At 70.0% G+C, this 25531-nt stretch carries 23 protein-coding genes; 9 read left to right on the top strand and 14 right to left on the bottom strand.

Features of this window, described 5'->3' with window-relative positions; translation table 11 throughout:
* Positions 1-130: 130 nt before the first annotated feature.
* Positions 131-784 carry a helix-turn-helix transcriptional regulator gene (locus E0L17_RS09010; protein ID WP_167930906.1) on the top strand — a complete coding sequence of 218 codons (654 nt, stop codon included), beginning with the start codon at positions 131-133 and terminating at the stop codon, positions 782-784.
* Between the two features lie 219 nt (positions 785-1003).
* On the opposite strand, the gene E0L17_RS09005 is transcribed toward E0L17_RS09010, so the two are convergent.
* The 5 genes from E0L17_RS09005 to E0L17_RS08985 form a co-directional block, all read right to left on the bottom strand.
* Complete coding sequence (locus E0L17_RS09005) at positions 1004-1948, bottom strand: YitT family protein (protein ID WP_353652975.1); 945 nt, start codon at positions 1946-1948, stop codon at positions 1004-1006.
* A gap of 468 nt (positions 1949-2416) precedes the next feature.
* Positions 2417-3925, bottom strand: a complete 1509-nt coding sequence (gene gatB, locus E0L17_RS09000; RefSeq protein WP_167930905.1) for an Asp-tRNA(Asn)/Glu-tRNA(Gln) amidotransferase subunit GatB — start codon at positions 3923-3925, stop codon at positions 2417-2419.
* Positions 3922-5427, bottom strand: coding sequence for an Asp-tRNA(Asn)/Glu-tRNA(Gln) amidotransferase subunit GatA (gene gatA / locus E0L17_RS08995; protein ID WP_167930904.1), 1506 nt, complete (start codon positions 5425-5427; stop codon positions 3922-3924). The genes gatB and gatA overlap by 4 nt, the downstream gene beginning before the upstream one ends.
* Positions 5427-5744, bottom strand: a complete 318-nt coding sequence (gene gatC, locus E0L17_RS08990) for an Asp-tRNA(Asn)/Glu-tRNA(Gln) amidotransferase subunit GatC (protein ID WP_167930903.1) — start codon at positions 5742-5744, stop codon at positions 5427-5429. Before gatC ends, gatA begins: the two co-directional genes overlap by 1 nt.
* Before the next feature lie 755 nt (positions 5745-6499).
* Positions 6500-7453: a bile acid:sodium symporter family protein gene (locus tag E0L17_RS08985; protein WP_167930902.1), complete on the bottom strand. Its 954-nt coding sequence runs from the start codon at positions 7451-7453 to the stop codon at positions 6500-6502.
* 291 nt (positions 7454-7744) lie between these two features.
* Between E0L17_RS08985 and sufC the strand changes: the two genes are divergently transcribed.
* The 6 genes from sufC to E0L17_RS08955 all read left to right on the top strand — a co-directional run bounded on the left by sufC (position 7745) and on the right by E0L17_RS08955 (position 13347).
* Positions 7745-8554, top strand: coding sequence for a Fe-S cluster assembly ATPase SufC (sufC, locus tag E0L17_RS08980; RefSeq protein ID WP_167930901.1), 810 nt, complete (start codon positions 7745-7747; stop codon positions 8552-8554).
* Complete coding sequence (gene sufB, locus E0L17_RS08975; RefSeq protein ID WP_167930900.1) at positions 8551-9978, top strand: Fe-S cluster assembly protein SufB; 1428 nt, start codon at positions 8551-8553, stop codon at positions 9976-9978. The genes sufC and sufB overlap by 4 nt, the downstream gene beginning before the upstream one ends.
* The gene (locus tag E0L17_RS08970; RefSeq protein ID WP_167930899.1) at positions 9978-11141 is read left to right on the top strand and encodes a SufB/SufD family protein; all 1164 of its coding nucleotides are present in this window, start codon (positions 9978-9980) and stop codon (positions 11139-11141) included. The genes sufB and E0L17_RS08970 overlap by 1 nt, the downstream gene beginning before the upstream one ends.
* Entirely contained in the window at positions 11141-12379 is a 1239-nt protein-coding gene (locus E0L17_RS08965) for an aminotransferase class V-fold PLP-dependent enzyme (protein WP_167930898.1), read from the top strand. The genes E0L17_RS08970 and E0L17_RS08965 overlap by 1 nt, the downstream gene beginning before the upstream one ends.
* Entirely contained in the window at positions 12366-12803 is a 438-nt protein-coding gene (sufU, locus tag E0L17_RS08960) for a Fe-S cluster assembly sulfur transfer protein SufU (RefSeq protein ID WP_167930897.1), read from the top strand. The genes E0L17_RS08965 and sufU overlap by 14 nt, the downstream gene beginning before the upstream one ends.
* 103 nt (positions 12804-12906) lie before the next feature.
* Positions 12907-13347, top strand: coding sequence for an RrF2 family transcriptional regulator (locus E0L17_RS08955; protein ID WP_167930896.1), 441 nt, complete (start codon positions 12907-12909; stop codon positions 13345-13347).
* Between the two features lie 89 nt (positions 13348-13436).
* On the opposite strand, the gene E0L17_RS08950 is transcribed toward E0L17_RS08955, so the two are convergent.
* The 9 genes from E0L17_RS08950 to fba form a co-directional block, all read right to left on the bottom strand.
* Positions 13437-14027 (bottom strand): GNAT family N-acetyltransferase, encoded by a 591-nt coding sequence (locus E0L17_RS08950; RefSeq protein ID WP_167930895.1) that lies wholly within the window; start codon positions 14025-14027, stop codon positions 13437-13439.
* Positions 13972-15573, bottom strand: coding sequence for a serine hydrolase domain-containing protein (locus E0L17_RS08945; RefSeq protein WP_167930894.1), 1602 nt, complete (start codon positions 15571-15573; stop codon positions 13972-13974). The genes E0L17_RS08950 and E0L17_RS08945 overlap by 56 nt, the downstream gene beginning before the upstream one ends.
* Positions 15570-16754 carry a D-alanyl-lipoteichoic acid biosynthesis protein DltD gene (locus E0L17_RS08940; RefSeq protein ID WP_167930893.1) on the bottom strand — a complete coding sequence of 395 codons (1185 nt, stop codon included), beginning with the start codon at positions 16752-16754 and terminating at the stop codon, positions 15570-15572. Before E0L17_RS08940 ends, E0L17_RS08945 begins: the two co-directional genes overlap by 4 nt.
* Before the next feature lies 1 nt (position 16755).
* Positions 16756-17010 carry a D-alanine--poly(phosphoribitol) ligase subunit DltC gene (gene dltC, locus E0L17_RS08935; RefSeq protein WP_167930892.1) on the bottom strand — a complete coding sequence of 85 codons (255 nt, stop codon included), beginning with the start codon at positions 17008-17010 and terminating at the stop codon, positions 16756-16758.
* A gap of 61 nt (positions 17011-17071) precedes the next feature.
* On the bottom strand, positions 17072-18313 hold the full coding sequence (locus tag E0L17_RS08930; RefSeq protein WP_286163400.1) for a D-alanyl-lipoteichoic acid biosynthesis protein DltD: 1242 nt from the start codon (positions 18311-18313) through the stop codon (positions 17072-17074).
* 12 nt (positions 18314-18325) lie between these two features.
* On the bottom strand, positions 18326-18628 hold the full coding sequence (locus tag E0L17_RS08925; RefSeq protein WP_167930890.1) for a hypothetical protein: 303 nt from the start codon (positions 18626-18628) through the stop codon (positions 18326-18328).
* Entirely contained in the window at positions 18618-19817 is a 1200-nt protein-coding gene (gene dltB, locus E0L17_RS08920) for a D-alanyl-lipoteichoic acid biosynthesis protein DltB (RefSeq protein WP_167930889.1), read from the bottom strand. The genes E0L17_RS08925 and dltB overlap by 11 nt, the downstream gene beginning before the upstream one ends.
* Positions 19814-21433: a D-alanine--poly(phosphoribitol) ligase subunit DltA gene (gene dltA / locus E0L17_RS08915; protein ID WP_167930888.1), complete on the bottom strand. Its 1620-nt coding sequence runs from the start codon at positions 21431-21433 to the stop codon at positions 19814-19816. Before dltA ends, dltB begins: the two co-directional genes overlap by 4 nt.
* Before the next feature lie 301 nt (positions 21434-21734).
* Positions 21735-22607: a class II fructose-1,6-bisphosphate aldolase gene (gene fba / locus E0L17_RS08910; protein WP_167930887.1), complete on the bottom strand. Its 873-nt coding sequence runs from the start codon at positions 22605-22607 to the stop codon at positions 21735-21737.
* 177 nt (positions 22608-22784) lie between these two features.
* On the opposite strand from fba, the gene E0L17_RS08905 reads away from it, so the two are divergent.
* A complete protein-coding gene (locus E0L17_RS08905; protein ID WP_167930886.1) occupies positions 22785-23690 on the top strand; it encodes a hypothetical protein in 906 nt (301 codons plus the stop codon).
* A 286-nt stretch (positions 23691-23976) separates the two neighbouring features.
* Positions 23977-25380, top strand: coding sequence for an aminopeptidase (locus E0L17_RS08900; RefSeq protein ID WP_167930885.1), 1404 nt, complete (start codon positions 23977-23979; stop codon positions 25378-25380).
* Positions 25381-25531 lie beyond the last annotated feature (151 nt).

The raw sequence follows: 25531 nt of genomic DNA, 5'->3' as shown, positions 1-25531 counted from the left end.
ACGCCACGTCAAGGCCCGTTTTTCTCGCCAAGGCGAGCCGAACCTTTAGGTTCGAGCACCTAACAAAAAGTTTGAAATTGCAGAGAATCGGCTAGTATGCTCTCATCGCACCGCCAATCGAGGAGGCCCCATGACCGAGGAGCAGCTCGACTTCTACAAGCGACTCGCCCATGCCCTTGCGCTGCAGTTCGGCAGCAGCTGCGAGGTCGTCGTGCACGACCTCGAGACGAAGGACCCCAGCCACTCCATCGTGGCCATCGAGAACGGCCACGTGACCGGCCGCAAGCTCGGCGACGGACCCAGCCACGTGGTGCTGGAGGCGCTGCACGCCGGCGACTCCAAGCTCGAGGACCGGCCCGCCTACCTCACCAAGACCGCGGACGGCAAGATCCTCAAGTCCTCGACCGTCTTCATCCGCGACGAGGACGGGCATGCCGTGGGCATCTTCGCCATCAACTACGACATCACGATCCTGCGCGCGATGGGAGACACCATCGCCGAGGTCGTGGGCACGGAGCCGAGCGCCCCGCGCGAGCCGGAGCCCATCGTGCGCAGCGTGGCCGACCTCCTGGACGACCTCATCGAGCAGAGCGTGCAGCTCGTGGGCACGCCCGTGGCGCTCATGAGCAAGGAGGAGAAGGTCCGCGCGATCCGCTACCTCAACGACACGGGGGCCTTCCTCATCACCAAGAGCGGCCCCAAGGTCTGCAAGTTCTTCGGGATCTCCAAGTACACCCTCTACAGCTACCTCGACGAGGCGCGCGCCGGCGAGAAGGACGCGTAGGTCGGACGCTCAACCGGACGTTCTTCTCGCCCAGGCGAACATGCTTGCGCACGGATTGGCCGAGCATGCCTCTGCGCACACTTTCCAGCCCGTGGGGGCCGATTCTGTGCGCTGGGGCATGCTCGCGCATTCTGTGCACCCAGGCATGCTCGGAGACGTCAGCGCAGGGCGCGCGGGCGAGAAGGACGCGCCCGAGCATGCCTCCGCGCACGCAACTCGCTAGTTGACCCCGCGGAAGCCGCGGCCGATGATTTCCGAGCTGCTCGTGATGGTGATGAAGGCGCCCGGGTCCGTGGCGCGGACAAAGAGCCGCAGCTTCATGGCCTCGCGGCGCGAGAGCACGCTCGTGAGGATGGTCACGCGGCGGCCGGAGTAGGCGCCCCAGCCCTGCGTGACCGTGGCCGTGCGGCCGAGCTTCTTGACGATGAACTCCTCCACCTCGCGCGGGTGCGAGCAGATGACCTGGCAGACCTTGCGCTGACGGATGGACTCGATGAAGCCGTCCACCACGAAGGTCTTGCCGATGAGGGCGAGCACGCAGTAGAGGCCCACGCGCGGGCCGTAGAGCCCGATGGCCGCCACGACCACGGCCACATCCACCGCAAAGAGCGCCTTGCCGATCTCCAGGTCCGTGTGCTTGCGCAAGATCATGGCCAGGATGTCCGTGCCGCCGGTGGAGGCCCCGATGTCAAAGACGATGGCCGAGCCCACAGCCGGCAGGAGCACCGCAAAGCAGACGTCGAGCCAGAGGTCGCCGGTGATGGACTGGGTCACGGGGAAGAGCCACTCGAAGAGCGAGGTGTAGCCCGAGAGCGCAAACGACGCGAAGGCGCTCCAGAGCACCGCCTTGCGGTCCAGGAAGGCGAACCCCAGGCCCACGAGCACAGCGTTCAGGATCCACATGTAGATGGAGACGGGCAGCGCCGGGATGGCGGTGTTGAGCAGGATGGCAAAGCCCGTGGTGCCGCCGAAGGCCAGGTGGTTGGGCGTCTTGAAGAGCACGAGCGCCACGGCCGTGAGGATGAGGCCCACGTTGAGCAGGCCGAAGAACTGCGGGAAGCTGTAGGCCATGCGCTTCTTGGAGAGCCTCTCGCCACGCGCCTCCTCGTCCTCCGTCACGACCTCAGAGACCGGCTCCACCGCCGCCTCCAGCTGCTCGTCCACCGCACGCTCCCCTCCGCGCACGCCAAACGAACCCGGTTCGTTTGGCACGTCCTGTTGGCCTTCGGGGTCGGCAGTCTAGCAGGTTCCACGCCGTGGCGCGCGCCTGTAGCGAGGATGCGCAGACTCGTTTTTCCAGAAATCCCAAGCTACGCATCATTTGATTTGATATTTTTCATACGTAAACCCAGAATCGTGGACATATTGACGCATTATTCCGCGTTACGTATTAAAAACTTGAAACCAAATGACGCGCAATCTCAAGAATCCGAAAAAGCCAGCTTGCGCATGCTCAACGGAAAGAAGAACAATCGAGAAGAACCCCCACTCCGCCCTTACCCGGCGGTTTGCCTCGCGACGAACGAGAGGCCGTCCTTACCAACGGCAGAGGCCGCCGCTTCGTTGCGCAGGATCTTCCGCGTAGCGCAGTCCTGCGTACGAAGCGGCGGCCTCTGCCGTTGGTGAGGGCGTCTACCCCTCGAGCTTCTCGGCGAGCATCTTGTTGAAGGCCTTGGGGTTGCCGGAGCCCTTGGCCGCCTTCATGCACTGGCCCACGAGGAACCCGAGCACCTTCTTGTTGCCGTCGCGGTACTGCTGGACCTGGTCGGTGCAGCGCGCGAGCACCTCGTCGACGATCGCGCCGAGCGCATCCGCGTCCGTGGACTGGCGCATGCCGTGGGCGTCCACGTAGGCGGCCGGGTCCTCGCTTGTGCCGTTGACCGCGTCGAGCACCTCGCGCGCCTGGGCGAACGTGATCGCGTCCTCGGCGAGAAGCGCGGAGAGGCTTGCGACCTGCGCCGGCGTGAGGGCGTCGTAGCTGGGGACGAGGTTCACCATGACCTTGGCCACGGTCTCCGCGTTCTTCTCGCCCGCAGCGGCCAGCGTCTCCTCGAAGAAGGCCGCGACCGACGGGTCGCCCGCGAGCTGGGCGGCGTCGGCACGCTTGAGGCCAAAGTCGGCCATGTAGCGGTCGCGCTTGGCGTCCGGCAGCTCCGGGATGCGCGCGCGGCAGCGGTCGATGAACTCGTCCGTGAGGTCGAAGGGCGCGAGGTCCGGGTCCGGGAAGAGGCGGTAGTCGTCCGCGGTCTCCTTGACGCGCATGACCACGGTGCGCCGGCGCGAGGGCTCCCAGTGGCGCGTCTCCTGGTAGACGATGCCGCCCTCCTCGAGCACCTCGGCCTGGCGGCAGATCTCGTACTCGAGCGCGTCGTGCAGGCTCTTGAACGAGTTGATGTTCTTCATCTCGGTCTTGGTGCCAAACTTGGTCTCCCCGCGGCGGCGCAGCGATATGTTGCCGTCGCAGCGCATCGAGCCGCTCTCGAGCGAGCAGTCGGAGATGCCGAGCGTGAGGAACGTCTGGCGCAGCTTCTCCATGAAGAGGCGCGCCTCCTCGGGCGTGCGCAGGTCGGGCTCGGTGACGAGCTCGATGAGCGGCGTGCCGCAGCGGTTGTAGTCGATGAGCGACTCCGCCGCGCCGCCGATGCGGCCTTCCTCGCCGCCCACGTGCACCATCTTGGCGGCGTCCTCCTCCATGTGGATGCGCAGGATCCGGATGGGCGCAACGTAGCCGCCGTCCGCGTCCTTCTCGACCGTGGAGTCCGGGCGCTCCTTGGCGCCGGCGCCGGAAACCTCCAGGTCAAGCTGGCCGTGCATGCAAAACGCCACGGGGCCCTGCGTGGTCTGGAAGTTCTTGGCCATGTCCGGGTAGAAGTAGTGCTTCCGGTAGAACATGGAGTGGCGCATGATCTCGCAGTTGGTGGCCAGGCCCGCCATGACGATCGACTCGATGGCCTTCTCGTTGGGCACGGGCAGCGCGCCCGGCATGCCCAGGCAGACGGGGCAGACGTTGGTGTTGGGCTCATCGTCGTGGGAGAGGCGGCAGTTGCAGAACATCTTGGTCTCGAGCGTGGTGAGCTCAGTGTGGACCTCGAGGCCGATCACGGCCTCCCAGTCCTTGAGGACCTCGGCGAGCTTCTTCATGCGAGCTCACCTCCCTTCCCGGCAAACGCGGGCGCGACGAGGGCCCCGGAGCCGGACGACGAGTTGGACCGCTCGATCGCGCGCGCAAACGTGAGCAGCGTGGCGTCGGCGAAGGCCGGGCCCTGCAGCTGCACCGAGACGGGCAGGCCGGAGGTGGCGCCCAGGCCCAGCGGCACGGAGACGCCGCCGTTGCCGACGATGTTGTTGGAGATCGTGAACATGTCCGACGCGTACATCTGCGTGGGGTCGCTCATCTCGCCGAACTTGAACGCCGTGCGCGGCGCGGCCGGCATGAGGATGACGTCGCACTTCTCGTACGCGCGGGCGTAGTCTGCCGTGATGAGGGTGCGGACCTGCTGCGCCGGGTAGTAGTACTTGTCGTAGGTGCCACTGGAGAGGAGGTAGGCGCCCAGCATCTGGCGGCGCTTGGCCTCCTCGCCAAAGCCGTGCGCGCGGGAGAGCGAGGTCTGCTCGGCAAGGGTTGTCTGGCCGGGCTCCTGGTAGCCGTAGCGCACGCCGTCAAAGCGCGCGAGGTTGGAGAAGGCCTCGCACGGCGCGATCACGTAGTAGGCCGCGATGGCGGAGGCGATGTTGGGCAGCTCCACCTCCACGAGCTCGGCGCCCTGGTCCCGCAGCGCGCGGCCGGCGGCGGTGACGGCGTCGCGGACCTCGTCGGTGAGGCCGGCGGCCTCCATGAGGGCGGGCACGATGCCCACGCGGCGCCCCTCGATGGGGTCGTTCAGATGGGCGAGAAAATCGACGTCGACCGGCTGGCTCGTGGAGTCCCACGGGTCGCGCCCGCCGCACGTGAGCGCGTTCATGGCCAGGGCCACGTCCTCGACGCTGCGGCCGAAGGGGCCGACCTGGTCGAGCGAGGAGCCAAAGGCCACCACGCCGTAGCGGCTGACCGCGCCGTAGGTGGGCTTGAGGCCTACGACGCCGCAGAGCGAGGCCGGCTGGCGGATGGAGCCGCCGGTGTCGGAGCCCAGCGAGACCGTGACCTCGCCGGCGGCAACGGCCGCGGCGGAGCCGCCCGAGGAGCCGCCCGGGACGCGCCCCGTGTCCCACGGGTTGGCCGTGGGGTGGAAAGCGGAGGACTCGGTGGAGCTGCCAAAGGCAAACTCGTCCATGTTGGTCTTGCCCACGGGCGTGGCACCGGCGTCGAGCATGCGCTGGACGCAGGTGGCCGTGAACGTGGACTCGTAATTGGCGAGCATCTTGGAGGCGCAGGTGGTGCGGGTGCCCACGAGGTGCATGTTGTCCTTGAAAGCAACGGGGACGCCGGCGAGCGGACCGAGCTTCTCGCCCGCCGCGCGGGCCTTGTCCGTTGCCTCGGCGGCCGCGAGCGCGAGGTCGGCGGAGACCTGCAGGAACGCCTTGACCTCGCCGTCGCGGGCCTCCACGGCGTCGAGTGCGGCGCGGGCCACCTCGGTGGCGGTGAAGTCGCCGTTTGCGACGCCCGCCGCGATCTGGGCGGCAGAGAGCTGGTCGAGGTTTGCCATTAGCGGTCACCCCCCTGGTCGCCGAGGATGGACGGCACGCGGAAGCTGCGGTCGCGGGACGCGCCGGCGTTGGACAGCGCCACGTCCACGCTCAGATGGCGCACCTCGTCGTCCGGCACGTCGTCGGCCATCACGTTGGAGAGGTCGCCGATGGGGTGGAACGTGGGCTCCACGCCCTCGAGGTCATACTGGCGAATGGGCTCCAGCAGGTCAACGGCATCGTTCATGTACGCGGTCATCTCGTCGAGCTCCTCGGGCGTGAGCGCGATCCGCGCGTAGTCCGCGATGCCCGCAACATCTTCTTTGGTAAGGGGCATGGGTCCTCCTATCTACACTGCGCCCCATTCTACGACAGGGACCGCGCGCCCGGCCTCCGCCGAGACGCGGCCGCAACAATGCGGAGGCGGGCCCGCGGCCCTTCTCTGCGCCCCTCCCCCGCGGCCCGCTCCGGGTACGTACACGCCCCTCCCGGGTACGTACGAGGTTTCAGAGCTGATGTTCTTCTCGCCACCGCGCCCACCTGCGGATTCTCCGGAACGTAAGGCGTATCAGACCTCAAATTGCGTACGTACCCGGAAGGAGGGTGTACGTACCCGGAGCGAGGGGCGCGCGCCGTCCGAACCTTACGAAAGCGCAAGGCAGCAGTAAGTCGCATCGATGGCCCCGGGCAGCGTCGGGCGGGAGAATGGGCTCATCAGAGAGGGAGGTCATCATGAAGAAGATCATCTTCATCGCCGTCGTGGCCATCGCCGCGCTCGCCGTCATCCTCGACGACGGCCGCCCGCGCCCGCGCATGTACCGCCACCACTAGCACCTGGGGCATCCCGCGCCGCGTTGTGGAATCGGGGGTCGTGGCAATTGCGGGGCGCGAGGCGTTGGTGATTTTGGGGTCATGGCAGCATTCGCCCTGCCATGACCCCCGAAAGCGCAGCGGGGCGAGAAAAACGTCCAGTTGGCGCGCTGAGCCCGCTGCCACAAGCCCCCGTTCGGCAACGCCGCGAACCGCCGGATTGCCACAACCCCGGAAACGGCAACGCCGTCGCGCCCGCCCCGTGCCCCGCGGGCAGCGGCGCTACTCGGCGGCCCGCGGGGCACGCCGACGCAGGACGGTGCCGAAGCTCGCGGCGATGACCTGCTGGAAGAGCGTCCCTATGACCACCGGGAACATCACCTCGCCGGGAAAGTACTCCGCTGCGATGACCGCCCCGGCCGAGATGTTGCGCATGCCCACGAGATAGGTCATCGAGACCTCCCGCTCGCGGGGCTGCCGCATGAGGCGCGCGGCCGAGAGGCCGAGCGCGTAGCCCCCGACGGAGAAGGCGCAGATGAACGCCATCACGCCGACGAGCTGGGGCGTGAGCGCGCGTACGTAGGGCGCCACGCCCGTCGAGTTGCTGAGGATCACCAGCACGAGCGCGATCTTGCCCGCGGGCGAGAGCACCGGCGAGAGCTCGCGCGCCGCACGGCCGCGCGAGGCGTCGTTGAGCAGCGTCCCCGCGAGCGCCGGCAGCGCGATGGAGACCACCATCTCCCCCATCATCCTCGCGGCGTCCACCTCGACCGTCTGGCCCAGGAGCAGGTGCAGCGTGAGCGGAATCGTGAACGGCGCGGCCACCGTGGACACGAGGATGGTGGCAAGTGTGAGCGCCGGGTCCCCGCCGAGCATGTTGGTCCACATGGCCGACACCACGGCCACGGGCACGCTGTACTCCAGCACGATCCCGCAGACGAGGTTGGGGCTCGCGCCGAAGAGTGCCGTCGCCAGCGCGCAGGCCACGCACGGCATGAGGACGGCGGCCAGAAGGAGCGTCACCGCGAGCGGCGCCGGGCGGCGCACCGTCCGCGCGAGGTTGCCGAAGGTGTTGGAGAGCGAGCTCTGGAACGTCATGAACGCAAAGAGCGCGGTCACGGCCGGCTTGAGCACGGAGAGCTGGTCGGGAAAGAGCACGCCGAGCGCCACGCACGTCGGCGAGATGAACGCCATATGGCTCCCGATGAAGCCACCGAGCCGCTTCCACGCCTCCATGCCGAGAAGAACCTCCCATCGCCGACCGCCCGCCACGCGTCATGGTACTTCTCGCCACGCGGGCCGCGCGCACGCGTAACGCGGCGGCAAACCTTGCCTAAAAGGGGACAGGCCCCTTTTAGGCAACAGGTCCGCCGCCGCGCCGTCCTTAAATGCCTCTAAATAAGTAGGAATTGTTACGAAGGGGCGTTTTTCTCGCCCTGACCCCTTGCCTTTAATACCCCACTCATTACTATGAATTAGGCGAAATAAGGCGCGGGCCCGCGCGGCCCGCGAGGAGAAAGGCGGAACATGTCCACTCAGCTGCTCAACGTGAGCGCCCTCTCTGCGGGCACCGAGGACAAGCCCATCCTGCACGGCGTGGACCTCGCCGTGGGCGAGGGCGAGTGCCACGTCCTCATGGGCCCCAACGGCGCCGGCAAGTCCACGCTCGGCCACGTCATCATGGGCGACCCCGCCTATCGCGTGACCTCGGGCTCCATCAGCTTCGCGGGCGAGGACGTGACCGAGCTCAGCGCCGACAAGCGCTCGCTCGCCGGCATCTTCCTCTCCTACCAGGCTCCCGTGGAGGTGCCCGGCGTACCGCTCTACAGCTTCCTGCGCTCGATCTGCCAGATGCGCCCGGAGCTCAAGACCACCGCGCGCAAGTTCCGCGAGCGCGTGGGCGCCATCGCCGACCAGCTGGAGCTCGACCAGGGCTTCCTCATGCGCGAGCTCAACGTGGGCTTCTCCGGCGGCGAGAAGAAGAAGATCGAGATGCTGCAGCTCCTTTTGCTCCAGCCCAAGCTGGCCATCCTCGACGAGACCGACTCCGGCCTGGACGTGGACGCGCTGGGCATCGTCTCCCGCGGCATCCAGGCCTATCGCGAGCAGGTGGGCGGCGCCCTCATCGTGATCACGCACAACACGCGCATCCTCGAGCGGCTTGACGTGGACCGCACGCACGTCATGGTCAAGGGCCGCATGGTGGCCGAGGGGCCCGCGGAGCTCATCGCGGACATCGATGCCCACGGCTTCGAGCGCTTCGAGCGCGGGGCCGGCCAGGACGACGCGGCCTGCGCGGACTGTCCGGGCTGCCCCATGGTCGGTGATGCCCAGTGAGCGAGGAGCGCAGCAAGAACCGCACGCAGGTCGCCGACGTCGACCGCTCCCTCTACGACTTCACCAAGTCCGAGGAGGGCTACGAGCGCTACGACGACGGCCTGACGCCCGAGATCGTCCGCGCGATCTCCGCCAAGAAGGACGAGCCGGAGTGGATGCTCGAGATGCGCCTGCGCGCGCTCGACCTCTACCACGCGCGCGAGATGGCGCCCAACTGGGGCCCGAGCATCGATGGGCTGGACCTGGACCACATCTCCACGTACGTCTCGCCCAAGACCAAGCAGGCCAAGAGCTGGGACGACGTCCCCGAGGACATCAAGGACACCTTCGAGCGCCTGGGCATCCCCGAGGCGGAGCGCGAGAGCCTCGCCGGCGTGGGCGCCCAGTACGACTCGGAGATCGTCTACCACAACATGCGCGAGGAGGTGGCCGAGCAGGGCGTCATCTACACCACGATCGAGGACGCCCTCCACGACCCCAAGTGGGAGCCGGTGGTGCACGAGTACTTCGGCACGCTGATCCCGCCCACCGACCACAAGTTCGCCGCGCTGCACTACGCCGTGTGGTCGGGCGGATCGTTCGTCTACGTGCCCGCCGGCGTGACGCTGCCCTACCCGCTGCAGAGCTACTTCCGCCTCAACGCCGCGGGCGCGGGCCAGTTCGAGCACACGCTCATCATCGTGGAGCCGGGCGCCGACCTGCACTTCATCGAGGGCTGCTCCGCGCCCAAGTACTACGAGGCGAACCTGCACGCCGGGGCCGTGGAGCTCTTCGTGAAGGACGGCGCGCGCCTGCGCTACTCCACGATCGAGAACTGGTCCAAGAACATGTACAACCTCAACACCAAGCGCGCCACCATCGGCGCCGACGCCAAGATGGAGTGGGTCTCCGGCAGCTTTGGCAGCCACGTGAGCTACCTCTATCCCTCCACCATCATGGCGGGTGACCGCGGCACCTGCGAGTTCACCGGCATCACGTTCGCCGGCGCCACGCAGGACCTGGACACCGGCTGCAAGGTGATCATGAACGGCGCGGACACGACGGCGTCCGTAAGCACCAAGTCCATCTCCAAGGACGGCGGCGTGAACACGTTCCGCTCGTCCGTGGTGATCGGCCGGCACGCGGACCGCGCGCGCTGCAGTGTGAGCTGCCAGAGCCTCATGCTCGACGACATCTCCCGCTCCGACACCATCCCCGCGATGGACGTGCGCAACGCCACCGCTCAGGTGGGCCACGAGGCCACGATCGGCCGCATCTCCGACGACACGGTGCTCTACCTCATGAGCCGCGGCTGCTCCGAGGCCGAGGCGCGCACGCTCGTGGTCAACGGCTTTGCCAACCCCGTCTCCAAGGAGCTCCCGATGGAGTACGCCGTGGAGATGAACAACCTCATCAAGCTCGAGATGGAAGGGGCCATAGGATGATGGCCGAGAAGAACCTGGCGCCCGAGGCCGGCGCCGAGGGCGAGCTCACCCTCGAGCGCGTCAACGTTGCCCCCGCGCAGACGTGGAACCGCCTGCGCACGAACGACATCACGCTCACGGTGCCCCTGCGAGGCCGCAAGGGCGACGTGTACTTCTCGCTGCCGCGCCTCTTCGAGGGCGTGGAGTGCGGGATGGGCCGCAAGGTCACCGACTGGGTGGAGTCCCAGGCTCGCGGCGCGCGCTACGTGGAGGTCCCGCGCGGCGAGAGGCGCGAGGAGCCGATCGTGGTTGCCGTGGGCGCCGGCGACGTCGCCGACACGGGCGTGATGGTCCGCGCAGGAGCCGAGGCCACCATCGTCGTGGCCGCGGGTGAGACACTGGGGACAGGTTCGTTTGTCTCATCCGCAGACAACGCCACCTCCCCCGACGCGCCCGCCACGGATGAGACAAACGAACCTGTCCCCAGTGTCTCATCCGCGTCGCTGCTGCGCGTGATCGTCGAGGCCGGGGCGCGCGTGCACCTGCACGAGTACGTGGGCGTGGGCGCGACCCAGCAGCACCTCGAGAGCGTGGGCATCTCTGCGGCGCGCGACGCCCGCGTGGACGTGCACCAGTACCTGCTCGGCGGCGGCACCGTCGCGCTGGGCCTCGCCTGCGACCTCGCCGGCGAGCGCGCGCGCGTGGACCTGGGCTGCCGCTACCACGCCGGCGGCACGGAGGTCCTGGACGTCAACGAGGTCGTGCGCCAGCGCGGCCGCAACACGCGCTCCGAGCTCAGCTACAACGGCGTGCTCGAGGACGCGGCCAAGAAGGGCCTGCGCACCACGATCGACCTCGTCCACGGCGCCAAGGGCGCGCAGGGCAACGAGGCGGAGACCGTGCTCGTGCTGGGCGACGACGTGGTCAACAAGACGCTGCCCACGATCCTCTGCGACGAGGACGACGTCGCCGGCAACCACGGCGCCACGATCGGCTCGGTGAGCCCCGAGCAGCTGGCCTACCTCGCCGACCGCGGCCTCTCCCGCGCCGACGCCGAGCGCCTCTTCGTGAGCGCCCTCTACGAGGACGCCCTCATGCACGCCCCCTGCCCCGAGGCCCGCGCCGTCGTCGAGGCGAGCGCCGTGCAAAAGGGACAGGCACTTTTGCACACTGAGGAGGCGTGATGGCCGACATCCGTCAGAACCCGTACCGCGCCGACTTCCCGCTGCTGGCCGGCCACCCCGAGATCGCGTTTCTCGACAGCGCGGCCACCGCACAGCGCCCCGCCTGCGCGCTCGACGCCCAGCGCCGCTTCTACGAGACCATGAACGCCAACCCGCTGCGCGGTCTCTACAGCCTCTCCGTGGCGGCCACCGCGGCCATCGCCGACGTGCGCGCGCAGGTGGCGGCCCTCATCGGGGCCCCCGACGCGCGCGACGTGGTCTTCACGCGCAACACGAGCGAGAGCCTGAACCTCGTGGCCAAGTCCTTCTCGCCCCGCGTCCTGGGCCCCGGCGACGAGGTTGCCATCACCATCATGGAGCACCACTCCAACCTCATCCCGTGGCAGGAGGCATGCCGCGCCGCCGGTGCGCGCCTCGTCTACCTCTATCCCGAGAAGGACGGCACGCTCGCGGACGCGGAGATCGCCGAGAAGATCGGACCGCGCACCAAGATCGTCTCCGCCGCGCACGTCTCCAACGTCATGGGCTGCGAGCTGCCCGTCCGCAGGCTCGCGGACGCCGCGCACGCCGTGGGCGCCGTGATGGTCGTCGACGCCGCGCAGTCCGTGCCCCACCTGCGCGTGAACGTGGGGGAGCTGGGCGCGGACTTCCTCGCGTTCTCCGGCCACAAGGCGCTCGGCCCGATGGGCGTGGGCGTGCTCTGGGGCCGCCACGAGCTTCTGGAGGCCATGCCGCCGATGCTCACCGGCGGCGAGATGATCGACTCCGTGCGCGAGCAGGACGCCACGTGGGCGCCCGTGCCCGAGAAGTTCGAGGCCGGCACGCAAGACGCCGCCGGCATCTACGCCACCGGCGCCGCGCTCGCATACCTCACCGAGACCGTGGGCATCGACGCCGTGGCCGAGCGCGAGGCGGCGCTTGTGGCCTACGCGTTCGAGCGCCTGGCGGAGCTGGACTTCGTCGACCTTATCGGCCCTGCGGAGGCTGCGCGTCACCACGGCGTCATCAGCTTCAACGTGCGCGGCGTCCACCCGCACGACGTGGCGAGCATCCTCGACGCCTCCGGCGTGTGCATCCGCGCCGGGCACCACTGCGCACAGCCGCTGCTCGCGTGGCTCGGCGTGGAGAACCTCGCCTGCTGCCGCGCGAGCCTCGCGTTCTACAACGACGCCGCCGACGTGGACCGCCTCGTCGACGGCCTGAGCCAGGTCTGGGGGATCTTCCATGGCAGTGACTGACCTCTACAACGCGGCCTTTATGGACCACGTCTCGCACCCCGACTACAAGTACCAGCTCGAGGACGCCGACTGCAGCCACGAGGGCGTGAACCCCTCCTGCGGCGACGAGCTCACGTTCTCGGTGCGCTTCGCTGACGACGGCACCATCGAGGAGGCAGCCTTCACCGGCCACGGCTGCGCCATCTCCCAGGCGAGCGCCGACATCATGAGCGACCTCATGATCGACAAGACGCCCGAGGAGGCCCGCGAGCTCTGCGCCCTGTTCATGCGCATGGTCCGCGGCGAGGAGACCGACGAGGCCGCGCTCGAGGCGCTCGAGGACGGCGTGCTGCTGCGCGACATCGCGCACATGCCCGCGCGCGTGAAGTGCGCCGAGCTGGCCTGGCGCACGCTCGACGAGATGCTCGAGGCACGGGGCCGCTAACCCAAGGAAAAGGGGACGTGTTTTTTCTCTCAGGAAGAAATAACCCGTCCCCAATTAACAGAGAGAAAAAACCCGTCCCCAATTTACAGACGGAGGTGACGAGATGGCTGGAATGTTCTCGACCAAGGGGATGTACGCGCTGCGCGCGATGGCGGACCTCGCCTGCCACGAGGGCTGGGTCTCGCTCGGCGACGTCTCGCGCCGGCAGGGCATCTCGCGCAAGTACCTCGAGCAGGTCATCTCGCTCATGCACAAGGCCGGCTACGTGCGCAGCCAGCGCGGCAAGGGCGGCGGCTACCAGCTCACGCGCAAGCCGGAGGACTACACCCTCGGCGAGCTCCTGCGCGCCGCGGAGGGATCCCTCGCGCCGGTGAGCTGCCTCGACTGCACCAACGAGGAGCTCTGCCCGCAGCGAGACACCTGCACCACCGTGGGCGTCTGGCGCGACCTCGGCCGCGTGACGTCCTCCTACCTGGACAGCCGCACGCTCGCCGACCTCGTGCGCCCCGACGACGCGGGCCCCTGCACCGCCAAGCCGATCTAGCGCCGCGACCTCGGACCCCCGCTCCCGGCACGCCCCGTGCGGACGTCGCCCCAGGGGACGGGCGGCGCCCAGGGCGTCGATGCCGGCCGCTACTCCAGCGCGTCGTTCAGGCGCACCATGTGGACGTGGTCCTCCCAGACCCCGTTGATGCGCAGGTAGCGCGGCGAGAGCCCCTCGTTGGCAAAGCCGCACTTCTCGAGCACCCTGAGCGAGCGGGCGTTGCGGGGCATGACGTTGGCCTCCACCCGATGGAGCCCCAGCTCGCCGAAGGCCCAGTCCACCACGAGGCGCGTCGCGCGCGTGGCGTACCCGCGGCCCCCGCGCGCGCCGTCCATGCGGATGCCCAGGTGGGCGCTCAGGAAGGCGCCGCGCACCACGTTGTTCAGGGCCACGCTGCCGACGAGCAGGCCGCCCTCGGCAACGAGCCGCACGTAGAGCCGATACCCACGGTCTTCTCGCCAGGCGGCGAGCTCGCCCTCGAGCAGCTCCCGCTGCGCCCCCTCGGTGTAGTAGCCGTCCTCGCGGGCGGGCTCGAACTCCCGCAGGAACGCGCGGTTGCGCGTCACGTAGTCGAGCAGCTCGGCCGGCCGCACCTGGTCGGGAGACACCAGGCGCACCACGCCGTCATCGAGCGTCACCGGCACCTCTGGCGTCACCGGCACCGCCGTCACCTCTGGCACCGCTCCTCCTCCCCGTCGTCCGGGCCATTCCCGGAAGGCCGCCGAGGCCTCCCACGAGAAGAAGGATACAGCAGGCGAGAAGGACGAGCGTCTGGTCAGGATAGTAGGACGCGAAGTCGCGCCAGCGCATGCCCGTGAGGAGCGGCGGGGTGCCCAGCAGGTAGACCGGCGCCGCCATGTGCAGCAGCAGGAACGGCAGCGCCCGGGGCGCCCGCCGGGACCCGCGGAGCCGCCGCACCGCCCCCCACGCGAGCGGCAGCGCGCTGAGCAGGACGGCGAGCGCGTAGAGCGCGTTGTAGCGCGCGTGCTCGCCCGGGCGCGCCGCCGCGTCCGCCGGGTCGGCGCGCCCGCCCACGGCGATGGCCGTCACCCCGTCCGCCAGCGAGAAGAACGCCTCGTTGCCGCCGAACTCGTCGCTGCCGTCCGCGAGCACCACGATCGCGAGGTCGCGGCCGGGAATCGCGCACATGCGCGCCACGTAGTTCTCCACCTGGCCGTCGTGCGACATCACGAGCTCGCCATCGCCCCAGGAGTAGGTGGTCCAGCCCATGCCGTAGTAGGTGTCCCCCTCGGGGTCGGGCACGCGCGAGAAGATCATCCGGTGGACGGCGCGGGACGAGAGCACGCGCGCGCCGCCGGGCGCCACCTCCCCGCTGTTGAGATACATCCGCAGGTACGCCGCCATGTCCGAGACGCTCGCGCGGACGTAGCCGGAGGCCGGGCCGCCCCAGGCGTCGTCCCCTTCCCCGTGCTCGAAGCCGTCCGCCGCCCACGCGCCGAACCACGAGCGGTGCCCCTCGGCCCGGGGGGCGCGCTCGGGCTCGCCGCCAGCGGAGGCGTCGCCCATCCCGAGCGGGGTGAAGACAAACTCGCGCAGGTACGCCCCCAGCGGCATCCCGCTCGCGCACTCCACGATGCGCCCGAGCAGGTCGTAGTTGGCGTTGGCGTACGAGAAGGACCCGGCGGCCTCGCCCGACCGCGCGCCCGAGAGCGGCTCGAAGTACCCAAATCCGCTCGTCTGGTTGAGCAGGTCGCGCACCGTCACCGACGCGGGGACGCCATAGCCCGGGGCATACGCCGCGGCGGGCGTGTCCAGGTCGACGGCCCCCTCGTCCACGAGCTGCATCACGGCCGCCGCCGTCATGGACTTGGAGAGCGAGCCTATGAGGAAGGTCTCGTCCGGTCCCGTGACGTCGCCGAGGCAGCGCAGGTAGCGCACCCCGCCGGCATCCACCACGGCCACGGCGGCACCCGGCATGCCGCAGGCGGGGAACGCCTCGTCGAGGTAGTCGTCGAGCCGGGATGCGAGCTCGTCTCCCCGCGGCTCGTCGCCGGGGCGCGCCGCGCCGTCCTCGGTGGGGTCGAGCTCCGGCTCCGTGATGCGGGCCACCTCCTCGGCCGAGAGGCCCGGCTCGCCGAGGTCGTCCTCGCCGGGCAGGAGCGCCTCGTCGGCCCGGGCCGCCGCGGGCGCCAGCGCGAGCGCGCACGCGAGAAGGACGGCGACGGCGCGCGCCCTCCCGGGGACCGCCCCGCTCGCCCCGCTCATGGCGCGGTCACGAAGTCGTAGAAGGCCCGCTCGATCCTGACCCAGCCCACCCAGCCGGGATGGACCGTGTCGCAGAGGAAGTACGGCTCGTACTCGCAGCCGGAGAAGTCGGCATAGGCCGCCCCCGCGTCGTCGCAGATCTTCCGCACCCGCGCGTAGTAGGCCTCGCGCTCCTCCCGGGAGACGTCGGCGAGATCGTACCAGCGCCCGTGGACCGGCAGGATGCACACCAGCGGCTCCAGGCCCGCCTCGCGGCAGACCTCGAGCAGGCACGCGAGGTCCGCGTACTCGTCGTCGGCCTCGTGGAAGTTCTCGAAGAGCTCGGGCATGAACGTGTGGTTCTTCTCCCAGTAGGCGTCGTAGACGCAGAAGTCGTTCGTCGTGCAGGCGGCCGCCCCCTCGGCGCGGGCCTCGTCGAGCAAGGCGTCCCAGTCGGGCTCCCCGGTGGGGACGCCGGCCGTGCGCGCGGGGCTCTTCGAGGGCGAGATGGCCACGATCCCCGGGACCCGGGAGCGCAGGCGCCACGCGTCCGCGAGGTCGTGGAACCAGCCGCTCACCGCATCCACCGGCGAGGCGCCGGGGTCTGCGGCGTCGAGCTCGGCCGCCGGGACGCCGAGCGCCTCGCAGCGGGCGCGCACGTACTCCTTCGTCTCGTCCGAGATGTCGGGGTTCTGCGCGAAGGCGCGATAGAGGGAGTAGGAGAAGCGCCCCTCGAACTTGTCCTGGTCGCCGTTCCCCTTGAAGAACCACTGCGGGGAGACCACGATCATAACTTTGCGGTTGCGCACGCGCCCGCCGTAGGCGCCGGCCGCTATCGCCTGCCAGAGGCTCTGGTCGTAGCCCTGGCCCACGAAGGTCATGTCCACGCCGGCCACGCTCTCGCCGAAGACCGCCTGCGGGCACATGCTCACCAGGTCCTTGGAGATGGCGAACTCCGAGGAGCCGAAGCAGAGGTAGCCGTCGTCGGACATGTTGGCCAGCGTGAAGTCCTCGTTCTCCGACTTGCCGTCCGCATAGACGTAGTCGTAGATCCTCGTGGGGTCGGCGGGGCCGTTCGAGGGCAGGGCGCACCAGAGCGCGGCGAGCGTCCCGACGCAGAGCGCGAGCGCCCCCGTCACGGCCACGAGGCGCCGGACGCCCGCCGACGGGCGGGCTCCGGGCCGCCGCGCGTGGCGCCTCATGCTAGAGGCGCCTCTCGACCTGCGCCGCGATGGTGCGGGCGGAGTTCATCTCCGAGCGCTCGACCTCGGTCGGGGCGATTGTGACGCCAAACTCGTCCTCGAGCCCCACCAGGAGCTCGATTGCCGCCATAGAGTCAAGCAGCCCCAGCTCAAAGAGGTCGTCGTCGGGGTGCTCGCGCGCCGCGTCGTCGCCGCAGACGTCCGCCAGAAGGTCGAGCACGCGTCCCATGACCTCGTCATGTCCCATCTTTGCCATGTCGTTCTCCTTTGATCGTCAGCCTTGTCCCATCCGTCGGCCACGCGTCGGGCGCGGCCGCTCAGGCGGCGCCCCCGGGCGGGACGCCCGTGTCCACGACGCCCTCGGTGAACCACCGGTAGATGCACCGGGAGTAGTAGGCGCTCCCGAGCGCCGAGGGGTGCGAGGCGTCCCGGCAGAAGAGGAGGTCGTCGTCATAGGCCGAGAAGTCCGCGACCTCCACGCCCGCGTCGGCGCACATGGCCTCCACCCGGTCGCGGAAGCCCTCCCGGACGGGCCCGTCGTAGGCCGTCTGGTCGTATGCCCAGCCCTTGTTGGCCTGGATCACCACGAGCGGCCGGAGCCCCGCCTCCTGGCAGACGTCGAGCAGCAGCTGGAAGTCGCCGAACTCCTGCTCGCTGAAGAGGCCGCCGCTGGGAAACGGCCTCCAGCGGCGCGACGCGGCGAGGAAGCGGTCGTACTCCCCTGAGGTCCAGACGGCGTCCGCGTAGCCCGCGTCGTTGCTCGTCGAGTCGGCCTCGGCGAGCGCGCGGCCCTCGGATATGAGCGAGTCCCAGTTGGGCTCGGCGCCCCCGCCGTCCCCGGCCGCGGCCGTGACCTCGGCGTCCGTCTGCCCCGCCATGCCGTTGGACGGCCCTCCCGAGGCCAGCTCGAGCGCGAGCCGGACGCGTCCCTGCGCCCCGCGCGCGGCGCCGTCGACGGCGGAGGCCGCCCCGAACACGGGGTTGTCCTCCCCCTCCGCAATGGTCCCATAGGCGGCCAGGCGGGCGCGGACGCGGGCCTTGACCTCGTCCGATATGGTGTCGCTCGCCATGAGCGCGTCCAGGGCGCCCTGCGAGAAGGACGTGGAGAGGTCCGCCGCCGTGTTGCGGCTGGGCATGAACCACTGCATGCTCAGGAAGACCACCACGCGGTCGTCCCCCGTCGAGAGGACGTCGGGCGCGAGCGCGCCGAGCTCGACCGCCTGCCAGAGGCTCTCGCAGTAGGCGCGGCCCACGGGCATCACGTCGATGCCGTGGGCGCGCCCCCGCAGGAGCGCGACCGGGTGCGCAGGGCCCTTCCCGCCCGGGTAGAGCTCGGAGGTGCCAAACACGAGACGCGTGTCGTTGCCGAGGGCGCGCCGGCCCGCGAGCGACGCGCGGACGAACTCCAGGCTCGCCACCTCCCGGGTGGAGAGGTAGTCGACGTAGGGCGCGGACGCAGCGAGCGTGCCGACGTAGGAGCCGGACCACGCCCAGAGGCCCGCGAGGGCCGCGAGGGCCAGGCACGGCACGGCGAGAAGCGCGCAGAGCCGACGACGCATCACGACACCTCCCTAGAATCCCGCATAGACCGGCTGCGCGGGGACCCCGAACGGCGAGACGAGGAAGAACCACGCGAGCACGCCCACGCACGCGACCGCCACCGCGGCCCACGCGAGCGCGGCGGACCAGCTGTCCCCGAAGAACCACGCGACCAGGCGGGCACGCCGGGCGGCGAGGGTGGGCCGCACGTCCTTCTCGCCCGCCGCGCCCTTCTCGCCCGCCGCGTCCTTCTCGCCCGCCGCGTCCTTCCTTCCCAGCGCGCCCCTCTTTCCCGCGGCGTCAGCCGACGGGCCCCTCCCGACGTCACAGGCCATTGACGATCCTCCCCACGATCGAGCTCAGCTGCCCCGAGAAGATGGCGAATCCGATGATGACGAGCTGCATCGTCACGAACCAGGAGCACGCGCGGTACCACCGCCTCTGGTGGTTCCTCCGGTAGAACGCCGACTTCTTCTGCCAGACCTCGAGCCCCGCGAGCAGCACGCCGTGGTAGAGGCCGTAGAGCAGGTAGTCGGCCGTGAGGCCGTGCCAGGCGCCCATGACGAGCATGTTGACGACGTAGCCCGCGCAGGCGCGCTGGAGGCGCGAGGAGAGGAGCTTCCGGCGCGTGAGCGAGCGCACGAGCCGCATGAACACGAAGTCGCGCAGCCAGGTGGAGAGCGTGATGTGCCAGCGGTTCCAGAAGTCCTTGAGGTCCACCGCGCGATAGGGCGCGTCGAAGTTCCTCGGGCAGCGGATCCCCAGGCAGTAGCTCACGCCCATGGCCATGAGGCTGTAGCCGGCGAAGTCGAAGAAGAGGTAGATGCCGTAGAGGTAGGCGTTTGCCACCTGCCGGGCCACGCCGTAGGCGAGCCCCGCCGAGACGAGCGGCCGGTCGGGCTGGTAGTAGCGCAGCGCGATCGTGGCGATGACGAGCTGGCCCACCGCGCCGAGAAGGACGAGCAGGACCCCGCGGGAGAGCAGGTCGGCGTACTCGTCCCGGCCGAGCGGCGCGTTGGCGTCCGCGAGGAAGCGCCGGCTGCGGTCGATGGGGCCCGAGGTGATGGTGGCGAAGAACGTGAGGAAGTAGAGGTAGTCGCCCACCGTGAGCTCGGTGATGAGCCCGTCTTTGATCTCTATGAGCACCTGCACCGCGCGGAAGGTCACGTACGAGATGCCCGCGAAGCCCACGAGGTCGGCGACGCCGGAGCCCGCGCCGGAGGCGAGCTTGTACGCGACGAGCGGGGCGAGCGTCGCCGCGAGGCACGCGCGGTAGAGCGCGACTGACCCCTCCCCGCCCCGCCAGCTCCTGAGCGTGAGGCGCATGGCCGCGGTGGAGACGAGCACGAAGGCGAGAAACGCCACGAGCTGCGCCGCGCTCCCCGAGAAGAGCAGGGCGAGCATCACGGCGGAGGCCGCCATGCCGTAGCGCTTGATCGGCCGGCCGGAGAGGCCGAGCGCGGCGGCGGGGACGATGAGCGCGACGAGCGCGACGAAGAACGCTGGCGAGGCGTAGAACGTCATGCGGCGCCCCCTCCCACGCCGCGGCGCCCGCGCGCCCCGCGTCGCGGGAGCTCCTCGGCGAGCGCGTGGCGGTCGACCTTCCCGTTGGGGGTCACGGGGAGCGCGTCGTCGAAGACGATGCGCCGCGGGATCATGTAGTGCGGGAGGCTGGAGCGCAGGCGGGCCTTGACGTCGCGCGCGAGCTCGAAGTCCGAGGAGGGCCGCTCGCCCTCCCAGACCACGTGGGCCACGAGGTGGTCCGCCCGGCCGTCGCGCGTGGCGGCAACCACGGCCGCCGCCTTGACGCCCGGGACCTGCGCGAGGTGGGACTCCACGTCGCCGAGTTCGATGCGGTAGCCGTTGAGCTTGACCTGGAGGTCGATCCGACCGTGGTAGTGGAGCATGCCCCCCTCGTCGAGCCAGCCCTCGTCGCCCGTGCGGTAGGTGCGGACCGGGCGCCCGCCCAGGGTCGCGGACCCAAACCGCGCGGCGGTGAGCGCGGGCTGCCCGAGGTAGCCGAGCGCCACCGTGTCCCCCTCGATGACGACCTCGCCGAGGGCGCCCGTCGCCACGTCCGCGCCCCGCTCGTCGACGACCCTGATCCGCGTGCCCGGCCGCGGCGCGCCCACGGGCAGCGGGTCGGGGGCGGCCGCCATCGCGGGGGTCACCTCCACGGCGCTCACCGCGACCGTCGACTCCGTGGGCCCGTACGAGTTGACCACGCGCGCCGCGGGGAAGCGCTCCTGGAGCCTGCGCGCGCAGGCGTTGGTGAGCGTCTCGCCGCAGAAGAGGAAGGTCTCGACCCGGGGCATGAGGGACGCCGAGAAGGACGGGTCAGCGAGGCACATCTCGGCGAACGAGGGCGTGGACACCCAGACGTAGACCCCGGACGCGTCGAGCGCCGCCAGCTGGTCGCGCATGCTGGACTGCGTCGCGTGCGTGAGCGAGAAGAGCGCCCCTCCCGTGGCGAGCGCGCCCACGAGCTCGAAGACCGAGAGGTCGAAGGAGAAGGGCGCCTGGTCGAGGAAGCGGCGCGGGGCGCCCGCCGCGACGCCCAGCCCCATGATCGAGACGCACCAGGGCATGAAGCGGTCCACGCACGCGGCGGTGACCTCGACGCCCTTGGGGGCGCCGGTCGAGCCCGAGGTGAAGAGCACGTACGCCAGCTCGTCGCCCGAGACGGCGAGGCCGGCGTCGGGCCGCTCGCTCAGCGCGGCGGCCCGCGCGACCTTCTCGGCGTCCCAGACGTCGGCGGCGAGGGCGCGGCCCTCCCCGTCGGCAAGCGCCTCCGGCGGCAGGGGCTCCACGGCGAGCAGCACGGGCGAGCCGAGCTGGGCGGCTATGGCGCGGACGCGGGCGGGCGGCACGCTGTGGCAGTCGCACGGCACGTAGGGGCGCCCGGAGCGCAGGCACGCGAGCAGGCAGGCCAGCATGAGCGGGGACTTGTGCCCGTAGACCATCACCGGCTCGTGCGCGGGGCGGCCGTCGCGGGCGGCCTCCCTCGCGAGCAGGGCCGCCACGCCGCCCGAGGCCGACCAGAGCTCGCCGTAGCCCATGCGGGCGCCGTCGGAGGTGACGAGCGCCTCCGCCTCGGGGTGCTCCCGCGCGTGCCTCTCCACGAGGTCAAGAAACTCCATGGCATCCATCCTCTCCTCGGGCGTCGCGCCCGACGACCGGAGTAGGTACCCCTCCGGCGGCGCGCGATACGCCCCTGTGCGACGCGGCGCCAATCGACACCGACAACGCACAAAAGATAGGGGAAGCTTGAATGCCGCGGCATTACGGCAACGTGACAGATCTGACACGTGACCCCTAGCGGAACCAGCGGGTTTGCGGCGCGGGGTCGCGCGGCACAGGAAGGCGCCCGGCCCCGCGCGATGCGGGACCGGGCGCCGACGTCACCTCAGTGGCGGGCGTTCCTCTCGCCGTTCTTCTCGCTTACGCCCAGCCCTTGCCCGTGGAGCCGAACTCCTCCATGAGCTCCTTGGTGCGCTCGACGATGGCGTCGCGGCCGGGCTTGAGGAGCTTGCGCGGGTCGTAGCCCTTGCCCTGCTGGTCCTTGCCCTCCTCGATGTACTTGCGGGTGGCCTCGGCAAAGACGACCTGGAGGTCGGTGTTGACGTTGATCTTGGAGATGCCGAGGGAGATGGCCTTCTGGATCTGGTCGACGGGGATGCCGGTGCCGCCGTGGAGGACGAGCGGCAGGTCGCCGGTCAGGGCCTTGATCTCACCGAGGCGGTCGAAGGACAGGCCGGCCCAGTTCTCGGGGTAGATGCCGTGGATGTTGCCGATGCCGCAGGCGAGGAAGTCAACGCCCAGGTCGGCGATGGCCTTGCACTGCTCGGGGTCGGCGAGCTCGCCGTTGGAGGCGACGCCGTCCTCGACGCCACCGATGCCGCCGACCTCGGCCTCGACGGAGATGCCCTTGGCGTGGGCGGCCTTGACGACCTCGGCGGTGCGCTGGAGGTTGAGGTCGAAGGTCTCCTCGTGGGAGCCGTCATACATGACGGAGGTGAAGCCGGCCTCGATGCACTTGAAGACGTCCTCGTAGGTGCCGTGATCGAGGTGGAGGGCCACCGGCACGGTGATGCCCTTGTCCTCGACGAGCTGCTTCACGATGTCGGCGACGACCTTGTAGCTGGTCTGCCACTTGGCGGCGCCGGAGGTGCACTGGATGATGACCGGGGACTGGAGCTCCTCGGCGGCGTCGAGGATCGAGGACGCCCACTCGAGGTTGTTGGTGTTGAACGCGCCGACGGCGTAGTGGCCCTTCTCTGCGGCCTGAAGCATGGCAGTAGCGTTGACGAGCATGTTGACCTCCATACGTTGGTGTAACCCGGAAGGACAGTACGGGTAAATGATACCCCGACACGCAGCGGAAATCGGTCTCACAGCCACATTTTGGGGGAACGGTTTTGTTAGGTCTTCGTGATGCCGCACGTCACGGGCGACAATTGGGGAGCCAGGGAGAACGTCGAGGGAGGGCGCATGGCCGATAAGAACGAGCGACGCGGAGGCATCCTCGGGGACTTCTCCCTCTCGCAGATCGTGGCGACGGGCCTCGCGGCGGCCACGTCCTTCGCGCTCTCGGCGCAGATCGGCATCGCCGGGTCGATCATCGGCGCGGTCATCGGCGCGGTGGCGTCGAGCGTGGCGACGCAGGTCTACCGCAACCTCATCAACGCCTCCGCCGAGAAGCTCCGCTCGCTCGGCCCCGACCCCGCGGGAGGGGACGCGACGCCGGCCGCCGGCGCGACCCGCGTCATGCCCGCGCCCGCCCCCGCGCCCGCCGAGGGCACGCGCGTCGCCGCCTCCGGGACGCCCATCGCCCCGCCCGAGGTCATCGACGCCGCCCGCGAGCGCCAGCGCACGCGCCTGCGCCGCCGCGTCGCCGTCATCGCCACGGTCGCGGCCATCGCCGTCGTGCTGGCGTACGCCCTCGTGGTGAGCCTCGCCACGCAGGGGGCCGGCATCGGTCCGTCCTTCTCGCCCGCCGCGCCGGCCGCGGAACGGGGCGAGGCCGCGGCCGAGGACGCGCCGCAGGCAGCCGAGCCGCCGACCGGGGGGACCACCGCGGAGACGGTCGGCGAGCAGGGCGGCGAGCCTGCGGGCTCCCCCGTCGAGGGCGACGCCGGCACGGGCGACCAGGGGTCCGGGGCGCAGGGCGGCGCGGGTACCTCGGACGAGGGCGGCACGCAGCCCGGGACGGGGTCGGGCGCAGGTGCGGGCTCCGGGACCGGCGCCGACGCGGGCGCGGATGCGGGCTCCGGCTCCGGCGCGCAGGGCGGCACCGGCTCCGACGCCGGCGGCGACGCGGGCACGGGCGCCGGGACCGGCGGGTCGACGAGTGCCGGCGGCTCCACGGGGGCCGCGGACCCGGCCGGCCAGCCGTAGGCGCGGGCACGCTGCGGAAATCGGCCCCGTGGCACTTTTTCGCGAGCGGGCGTTGTCCAAAGAGGGGTTATGGCAGGCGCGGATCAGCGAATCCTGCGGTTCTTCTCGCCCCCGTTCTTGAATCGGGGGTTATGGCAGCCCCCGCGCTGCCACAACCCCCTTCCCCGCAACGCGCGCCCGCCCCGCGCTGCCACAACCCCAGATTCCACAACGCCTCCCTGGCCCGCGCCGCCGGGCTGGTCTAGAATCGTGAGCCGATTTGCGTATCTCCGAGGAAGGGAGTCCCATGGACCGTCCGAACGCATGGAAGGAATACACCGAGGAGCAGCTCGACCAGCTGCACTACCTCTGCGAGGGCTACAAGGCCTTCATCTCCGAGAACAAGACCGAGCGCGAGTGCTGCGCCGCCGCCGTGGCCATGGCCGAGGAGGCCGGCTACGTGAGCCTGGAGAGCCGCATCGAGGCCGGCGAGCGCCTCGTGCCCGGCGACAAGGTCTACGCCGTCAACCGCGACAAGACCCTCATGCTGCTCCAGCTGGGCACCGAGCCCCTCGAGGCGGGCGTGAACATCCTGGGCGCGCACGTCGACTCGCCGCGCCTCGACGTCAAGCAGGACCCCGTGGACGAGAAGAACGAGCTCGTGACGCTCGACACGCACTACTACGGCGGCGTCAAGAAGTACCAGTGGGTGGCCATGCCGCTCGCCATCCACGGCGTGGTGGCCAAGAAGGACGGCACCGTCGTCTCCGTGGTCATCGGCGAGGATGACGACGACCCGGTCTTCTGCATCACCGACCTCCTCCCCCACCTCGCGAGCGATCAGATGGGCAAGAAGGCCACCGAGGTCATCGAGGGCGAGATGCTCGACGTCCTGGTGGGCAACCGCCCGGTCGTCGTCAAGGAGGGCGAGAAGGACGACGACGCCGAGAAGAACCCGGTCAAGGCCGGCGTGCTCGGCATCCTGCGCGACCTGCTCGACATCGAGGAGGAGGACCTGCTCTCCGCCGAGCTCGAGGTCGTGCCCGCGGGCGCTGCCCGCGACCTGGGCCTCGACCGCTCGATGATCCTCGGCTACGGCCAGGACGACCGCGTGTGCGCCTACACGAGCCTCGTGGCGCAGCTCGACGCCGAGGCGCCGGCGCGCACCGCCGTCACCCTGCTCGTCGACAAGGAGGAGATCGGCTCGGTGGGCGCCACCGGCATGACGAGCCACTTCTTCGAGAACACGATGGCCGAGGTGCTCGAGCTCGCCGGCGAGACCGGCCCGCTCGCGCTGCGTCGCTGCCTCGCGAACTCCAACATGCTCTCGAGCGACGTCTCGGCCGGCTTCGACCCCACGTTCGCGAGCGTCTTCGAGCCGAAGAACAGCTGCTACCTGGGCCACGGCCTCACGTTCAACAAGTACACGGGCAGCCGCGGCAAGTCCGGCTCCAACGACGCCGACGCCGAGTACCTGGCCACCATCCGTCGCGTGATGGACGAGGGCGGCGTGCACTTCCAGACCGCCGAGCTCGGCAAGGTCGACGCGGGCGGCGGCGGCACGATCGCCTACATCCTGGCGACCTACGGCATGAACGTCGTCGACTGCGGCGTGCCGGTGCTCTCGATGCACGCCCCCTGGGAGGCCACGAGCAAGGCCGACGTGTACGAGGCGTATCGCGGCTACCAGGAGTTCCTCAAGCTCGCGTAGCGGACTGACTCGCAGCCACGACGGCCGCCCCTCCGACCTGCACGCAGAACTGCGCTTCGCGGAAGATTCTGCTTAGCAGGTCGGAGGGGCGGCCTCTTGCGTGAGCGGTTGGATGCGACGACACGTGAGGAACTCCTGATGGCCGTCGCTC

It is taken from the genome of Olsenella sp. SW781, assembly GCF_012027725.1.
Taxonomy (GTDB): domain Bacteria; phylum Actinomycetota; class Coriobacteriia; order Coriobacteriales; family Atopobiaceae; genus Thermophilibacter.
This window is presented reverse-complemented; position numbering and strand designations above follow the sequence as displayed.